Genomic DNA, 1443 nt, shown 5'->3' on the forward strand with positions numbered 1-1443 from the left:
GCAGGAAACGCGCCAGCTCATGAATCCAAATAGAAGGCACAAAAAAGGGACGAATCCGGATCATGCAGACCGGGTTCGCCCCCAAGCGTAAAGCGGACACCTTCAATCCCGTTGCAGGAGAGAAGGCGCCTGATTCAGGTATCAGCCGAACATGGCAAACGCATCGCTGTTGGCCGCCAGGTTGAAGAGCTGTCCGTCCGCCGTCTGGATTTGCTCGATGGTATCGGAACCGGCAAACCAGTCCTTGAGCTGCACACCTTCCTGCGGAACTTGTCCTGGACTAACACTCGATCTGTGCAGGTAGAGGTCATCACCGACGCGATCAACCAGCAGTTCGGCACTACTGATGTACGACAGCACAAGCTTGTCGAGGAGGCTGGCGCCGTCATCCTGAATCGTCACCAATGCCGAGGTGTTGACGTTGTAGGTATCGTCACCCTCGCCACCAAAGGCAGACCCGCTGGCTTGCAGCACCAGTTTGTCATCGCCAGCACCACCGAATAGCGAAAAGCCCAAGCCCGTGCCGGTCAGCAGATCGTTACCGTCACCACCGTCGGCCATGCCGTGAACCACCGTGATGACATCGCCCCCCGCTTCACCATAGGCCTGGCTGCCCTCGTCGTTGGCCGCGGTGACAATGGTGTCGTTGCCATTGCCGCCATACAAGGTGTCAGCCTGCGGCCCATTGATCAGACCATCCAGCGTGAATGGCCCGATCGGGGACACCAGCCCGCCATAGAGGTAGTCGTTGCCGTCGCCACCGTAGATGACGTCGTTACCCAACCCGCCTTCAAGGTAGTTGACGTTGGCATCACCGGTCAGGGTGTCATCGAAGTGACTGCCCACTACGCGCTCGATGTTGAGCAATACGTCGCCTTGCGCATCGCCACCCTGATTGACGCCCGTCAACAGGTTGATGTTCACGGCAGTGGCACTGGTGATGTACATGGCGCTGTCCTGACCGTCACGACCGTCAATCACATCCGCACCTGCACCACCGATAAAGACGTCACCGAACCGCGAACCCGACAACGTGTCATCAAAGTTGCTGCCCTGGAAGAACTCAATGTTGGTGAAGGTGTCGCCCGCGGCATCACCGGCGTTGGCATTGGTGGTCAGGTCGATGGTCACCGCGGCGTCCGAAAGCTCGTAACTGACCAGATCCTGCCCAACGGCACCGTCCAGGCCCATGGCGGCGGAACCACCATAGAAAATGTCGTTGTAGCTCGACCCCTTGATCGCTTCAATATCGGTGAAGGTGTCGCCCGCCCCGATCCCGGAATACACGCCGGTCTTCAGGTTGATGTTCACCGCCACGGTGCTGTCGGTATAACCCGCCGTGTCATAACCGGCACCGCCGATGAACTGGTCGGCGCCCGCGCCACCGTACAGCGTGTCGTTGCCCGAACCACCGTACAGTATGTCGTTGCCCGAACCACCGGC

At 59.3% G+C, this 1443-nt stretch carries 1 protein-coding gene; it reads right to left on the reverse strand.

The window, feature by feature from the left end; all coding sequences use genetic code 11:
- Positions 1-141: 141 nt before the first annotated feature.
- Positions 142-1443: calcium-binding protein (locus PMI30_RS23935; protein ID WP_008006940.1), on the reverse strand; the 1302-nt coding region annotated here is incomplete at its 5' end.

Source organism: Pseudomonas sp. GM50 (genome assembly GCF_000282375.1).
Lineage (GTDB): Bacteria > Pseudomonadota > Gammaproteobacteria > Pseudomonadales > Pseudomonadaceae > Aquipseudomonas.